This is a genomic window from Microbacterium sp. (assembly GCF_031988965.1).
In the GTDB taxonomy this organism is placed as follows: domain Bacteria; phylum Actinomycetota; class Actinomycetes; order Actinomycetales; family Microbacteriaceae; genus Microbacterium.
The window spans coordinates 1-5,809 of the sequence record NZ_DALZXX010000163.1; the positions used below are offsets into that span (position 1 = coordinate 1).

Annotated in this window: 6 protein-coding genes; all 6 read right to left on the bottom strand. The window is 70.1% G+C overall.

Going from position 1 to position 5,809, the window contains the following annotated elements; genetic code table 11:
• Positions 1-274, bottom strand: a 274-nt coding sequence (locus RTM68_RS16425; protein WP_312172976.1) for a glycerate kinase, incomplete at its 3' end; no start/stop codon positions are given.
• Entirely contained in the window at positions 271-1,326 is a 1,056-nt protein-coding gene (locus RTM68_RS16430) for a LacI family DNA-binding transcriptional regulator (RefSeq protein ID WP_312172979.1), read from the bottom strand. The genes RTM68_RS16425 and RTM68_RS16430, both read right to left, overlap by 4 nt.
• A gap of 84 nt (positions 1,327-1,410) precedes the next feature.
• On the bottom strand, positions 1,411-2,175 hold the full coding sequence (locus RTM68_RS16435) for a TIM barrel protein (protein ID WP_312172982.1): 765 nt from the start codon (positions 2,173-2,175) through the stop codon (positions 1,411-1,413).
• 186 nt (positions 2,176-2,361) lie between these two features.
• On the bottom strand, positions 2,362-3,252 hold the full coding sequence (locus RTM68_RS16440) for a sugar phosphate isomerase/epimerase family protein (RefSeq protein ID WP_312172985.1): 891 nt from the start codon (positions 3,250-3,252) through the stop codon (positions 2,362-2,364).
• Positions 3,249-4,421: a dihydrodipicolinate synthase family protein gene (locus RTM68_RS16445; RefSeq protein ID WP_312172987.1), complete on the bottom strand. Its 1,173-nt coding sequence runs from the start codon at positions 4,419-4,421 to the stop codon at positions 3,249-3,251. Before RTM68_RS16445 ends, RTM68_RS16440 begins: the two co-directional genes overlap by 4 nt.
• Positions 4,422-4,423: 2 nt before the next feature.
• Positions 4,424-5,587, bottom strand: a complete 1,164-nt coding sequence (locus tag RTM68_RS16450; RefSeq protein ID WP_312172990.1) for a Gfo/Idh/MocA family oxidoreductase — start codon at positions 5,585-5,587, stop codon at positions 4,424-4,426.
• Positions 5,588-5,809 lie beyond the last annotated feature (222 nt).

The following is a 5,809-nucleotide window of genomic DNA, read 5'->3' on the forward strand; positions in this document are numbered from 1 at the left end:
TGCCGCCGGGAGCCTCCGTCGTCGGAGGCAGCAGCAGCCAGCTCGTCTCGATCGGCGCGCCGGCAGGGCCGTCGACGACCACCGGAACGCGGACAGCACCGGCGACCGCAGCCGCGAACGCCGCGACGGTGCCCTCTCCCCCGTCGGCCATCGGCCGATGCACGAACGTCGCGGTCGAGTCGATCGACGCCCAGCCCTCGGCGAGGGATGCTGCGGCATCCGCTGCGGTGATCGTGCCCTTGAAGCTGTCGGGGGCGAGCACCACCCTCGTCATCGGATGCCCGGCGTGCTGGCGCGCACAGTGACCTCGAGCGGCAGCGCCGACTGCTGCCAGTCGGCGTCGACCGTCGCGCGGAACGCCTGGTAGCCGACCTCGCTCAGCGGCACCCGCACGGTCGTGAGCGCCGGTGTCACGTCGCTGCTCGACGGGACGTCGTCGAAGCCGCACACCGCGATGTCGGCGCCGATCTCGCGTCCGGCGTCACGGATCGCCGACATCGCACCGATCGCGACGACGTCGCTCATGCCGAACACGAGCGTGCCCGGCTCGACGCCGTCGGCGAGAGCGGCGTTCATCGCCTGCGCACCCGACTCGCGGCGGAAGTCGCCACGGATCACGCGATCGACGGATCCGCCCTCGGCCTCGAACCCGGCGCGGAATCCGGCGAGACGCTCGTCTGAGGTCAGCACTCCTTCGGCCGCGGCGATCGCCAGTGCCGAGCGGTAGCCGAGCGCTGCCATGCGCCGACCGAGCTGCTCGGCCCCGGCGCGGTTGTCGATCTCGACGTGGCGGTTCTCTGCACTGCCCGCGCCGAACGTCACGACGCGTCCCCCGAAGCGGGCGTACTCCGCCAGTTCACGGGTGGTGTCGGAGTCGGTCGGCTCGGCGGTGCGGGATGCCGCGAGGATCAGCCCCTGGGGTCGCTGCCCTCGCAACGCCCGCACGATGCGCGCCTCGCGCACCGGATCGCGCTCGGTGATCGCGATGGTCACGACGAGCCCTTGCTCGTCGGCGCCGCGGGCCACCCCGGCGGCGATGAGTCCGAAGTACGGGTCGGCGATGTCGGCGACCAGCAGTGCGATCACCGGCGAGGTGCCCCGAGCGGTCGCCTGCGCCGAGACATTGGCGGTGTATCCGAGTTCGGCGGCAGCCTGCTCGACGCGCTCACGGAAGGATTCGGCGACCTTGCGCTCTGATCCGTTGAGCACCCGGGATGCCGTCGCGAGCGAGACTCCCGCCTCACGGGCCACGTCGTGCAGGGTCGGGGCGGCGCCTCGCGCGTGACGTGGCTGACGCACGCGGGAAGGGCTTTCCGGCAGGCTCATGCCCTGAGCATACTGCGGTCCAGCACCCGGATGAGGGAGCGCGGCGGCATCGCGCACAGCCCGTTCTCCGACGATCATCCCGGGCTACGCCGAGAGGTAGGCGCGGAGAGCCGCGGCCTCGCCACGCAGCAGCGCGGGGTCGTCGCCGGGCACGAACTCGAGCAGCGCGTCACGCACGCCCGGCGTTGCGGAACCTGCCTGCGCTTCGGCGAAGAAGCGCGTCCACAGTGCATCCCTCGCCCGCAGAGGAAGCCGCTCCTGTGCGGGCCACCACGAGAAGACGTGTGCGGCGCTGGTGTACGCGGCGAGCGCACGGTACTCGGCGAGCACGGCCTCGACGCTGGCGCCCACGGTCGGCTGCCAGTAGGTGCTGAGTGCCGGGCTGCCCACATCGGCGAGTAGACGGAGCGTGGTGGGGGCCGTGTCGGCGAGCGTCCCCGAGTGGAATTCGAGAGCGAGACCGATGCCGCGGGCATCCGCCTCCGCCGCGGCATCGCGCAGTCGTGCGACGGTCTCGCCCCACTGCTCCTCGGATGCCTCGTCCGACCCCAGATGCCCCGCCCAGATGCGCACGCGGTCGACACCGAGCGCCTCCGCGCTGTCGAGGATGGGCGAGAGCGGCTCATCGGCCCCGGAACGGAAGTACGAGCCGTACGAGCAGGACGTGAGCCCGGCATCCTCGGTCTCGGTGGCGATCTGCGCCGCCCGCTCGATGTCGCCCACGGGGACGTGCACGTCGGCGCCCCACTCGATGACCTCGAGGCCCGCTTCGGCCGCGAGTCCGACGACCTCCTCGGCCTCGAGCGCGCGGAAGGTCACCGAACAGAGTCCGGGTCGGATCTTCGTCATGGGGTCATCCTCTCAGGGGTGCGGCGGAGTCTCACGGGGCTACCGATATGTCGGTGGATCCGGTACGCCCGCACGAACGCAGCACGGATGCAGGGTCGGAGAAGCTTCCTCGACCCTGCATCCGTGATCGGGACCTGCGGATGCTCGCACCGCGCCGCGCCTTCGCGGGCGCGGGTGCGGCAGCCGTCAGTGTCCGGTGAGCGCCGGGACCCCGGAACCCAGGTGCGGGGAGACCGCGGCTCCGAAGGTCTCGGCCGTGCGACGGACGACGTTCTCGGGAGCATCCGCCCAGATGTCGGCGTTGAAGATCTCGACCTCGATGTCGCGGTCGTACCCCGTCTCGATCACGGCGCGCGTGAGCGAGCCGAAGTCGATCACGCCGTCGCCCGTGTAGTGCCGCGAGAGCAGCACGTCGGCGGCGAGCGGCGTCTTCCAGTCGCACACCTGGTAGGTCGCGATGCGGCCTTCACGACCGGCGCGCGCGATCTGCTCGAGCACCTGCGGGTCCCACCAGATGTGGAAGGTGTCGACGGCCGCACCCACGACATCGGCGTCGAAGTCGGCTGCGATGTCGAGCGCCTGGCCCAGGGTCGAGACGACCGCCCGGTCGGACGCGTACATCGGATGCAGCGGCTCGATCGCCAGCGTCACGCCCGCGGCCTTCGCGTCGGTCGCGAGCACGCCGATCGCGTCGCGCACGCGCTCACGCGCACCGATGAGGTCGCGGGATCCGGCGGGGAGTCCCCCGGCGACGAGCACGAGCACGGCGGTCGATCCGTCGGCACCGGCGGCGGCGAGTGCCGCGGTCTCCTCGATCGCGCGACGGTTGTCGTCGAGTGCGGCGACACGCTCCGGCCCCTCGGGGAGGGTGAAGAAGCCACCACGGCAGTGCGTCGTGAACCGCAGACCGGAGTCTGCGAGCATGCGCGCGGCGACGTCGAGTCCGACCTCGTTCACGGGCTCGCGCCACAGGCCGATCGCCTGGATGCCGGCATCCGCCGTCACCCGGAGTGCGGTCGCGAGGTCGGCGTGCTTGATGGTGGCCTGGTTGATCGACAGGCGGGGGTCGACGGTCACAGATCCACTCCGTTCAGGCGCAGCATCCCGTGCCAGCGCTCGCGCGCGAGCTCAGGGTTCTCGAGTGCGAGCGAGGCGTTGGCGAGCTCGACGATGCGGCTGAGGTGCGGAAGGCTCCGCGCCGAGTGCAGACCGCCGACCATCTGGAATCCGGGCTGATGCCCGTTGAGCCACGCGAGGAACGCGACTCCCGTCTTGTAATAGAAGGTCGGCGCTGCGAACACCTGACGGCTCAGCTCTTCGGTCGGGCCGAGGATCTCGAGGTAGCGTGCGGGGTCACCGGCATCCAGCGCCTGGATCGCGGCGGAGGCCACCGGGGTGATCGCCGCGAACGCGCCGAGCAGCGCGTCGGAGTGGCCGTCTCCCTGACCGGTGCTGTCGCCGCCGATCAGGCCGACGTAGTTGAAGTCGTCGCCCGTGAACATGCGCACACCCTCGGGCAGCTGCTCGCGCACCGAGATCTCGGACTCGGCGTTCAGCAGGCTCATCTTCACGCCCGCGACCTTGTCGGGGTTCTCGGCGATGATGTCGAGCAGCACCGCGGATGCGGTCTGCCAGTCATCCGCTCCGAAGTAGCCCGCGAGCTCGGGGTCGAAGGCCGTGCCCAGCCAGTGCAGCACCACCGGCACGGTGGCCGACTCCAGCACCGACCGGTAGACGCGACGGTAGTCGTCGGCACCCGTCGCGACCCGCGCGAGATGGCGGGACGCCATCAGCACGGGACCGGCCCCCTGCTCTTCGGTGAAGTGCAGCTGCTCGGTGTAGGCGTCGATCACCTGGTCGAGCGAGATGTGCGACTCGTCGACGTGGTCGGTGTTGACGCCGACCACGACCGAGCCGCCCTCTTCACGAGCGACCTCGGCGCTGCGCGAGATGAGCTCGCGCGTCGCGGCGGCATCGAGTCCCATATTGCGCTGCGCGGTGTCCATGGCGTCGGCGACGCCCAGGCCCCACGAGTAGACGTTGCGACGGAACGCGAGGGTCGAGTCCCAGTCGATGTCGGCGGGCTGGCCGGGGGTGTTGTCGGCGTGCACCTTCGGCACCACGTGGGCGGCGGCGTAGGCGACACGGCTCTGCAGCGGCGAGGACGGGCGGGAGTATCCGCCGCCCTCGCGCAGCTCGGCATCCGTCACCGCACCCGCGGCGTCGAGAAGTCGGAGAGTCGACATGCTCAGCCCAGCGTCAGCGGCGAGAGAGCGACCTTGCGGCCTTCGGCGCTCGAGGTCAGGCCGGCCTCGGCGAACTGCACGCCGCGGGCACCCGAGAGCAGGTCGAAGGGGTACTTCGTGCCCTCGACGAACGAGACCAGGTACTCCTCCCACTGCTGACGGAAGCCGTTGAGGAAGACGTCGTTGGTCGGCACCTTCTGCCAGTCGGCGTCGTAGTCGTGGCTGTCTTCGAGGTCGGGGTTCCAGACCGGCTTCGGCGTCGCGTTGCGCGGCTGGATCTTGGCGCCGAAGAGTCCGACGACGGCCGACCCGTGGGTGCCGTCGACCTGGAACTCGACGAGCTCGTCGCGGTTCACGCGCACCGTCCAGCTGGAGTTGATCTCGGCGACGATGCCGCCCTCGATCTCGAAGATGCCGTATGCGGCGTCCTCGGCGGTGGCGGTGTAGTGCTCGCCGTTCTCGTCCCAGCGGTCGGCGATGTGCACGGCGGCCTGCGCGTAGACGCTCTTGACCTCGCCGAACAGGTTCTCGAGCACGTAGTTCCAGTGCGGGAACATGTCGACGATGATGCCGCCGCCGTCTTCGGTGCGGTAGTTCCAGCTCGGGCGCTGCGCCGGCTGCCAGTCGCCCTCGAAGACCCAGTAGCCGAACTCGCCGCGCACCGACAGGATGCGGCCGAAGAAGCCCGAGTCGATCAGGCGCTTGAGCTTCTGCAGACCCGGCAGGTAGAGCTTGTCGTGCACGACGCCGGTCTTGACGCCCGCCGCATCGGCGAGACGCGCGAGTTCGAGGGCCTCGTCGAGGGACTCGGCCGTGGGCTTCTCGGTGTAGATGGCCTTGCCGGCGGCGATCGCCTTGCGAAGGGCCGACGCGCGTGCCTTGGTGACGAGGAAGTCGGCGTAGATCTCCCACTTCGGGTCGGCCAGGGCGGCGTCGAGGTCGGTCGTGTAGTCCTCGATGCCGTGCTTTGCGGCGAGCTCGGCGAGCTTGGCCTCGTTGCGACCGACGAGAAGCGGCTTCACGGTGATGCGCGAGCCGTCGGGCAGCTCGATGCCGCCCCCGTCGCGGATCGCGAGGATCGAGCGCACGAGGTGCTGGCGGTAGCCCATGCGCCCGGAGACGCCGTTCATGATGATCCCGATCTCGCGGGTTGTCGCCTGTGACATAGCTGGTCCGTTCTCTTCTTTCAGATCCCGCGTCTTCTGCGGGGAAACTCGTGTGTGTGACTCCGAGCGGGTAAGCGCTTTCCGACAGCATGCCATGCGTCCGACGAACGCGCAAGTGGTGGCGGAAAACGCTCTCCGTGGCTGTAGCCAATACGTCCGTCCGGGGCCGGCCGCGTGCGGGGTCGATTCCGCACCCGAAACGGCCGTTTCCGGTGCGTTTTC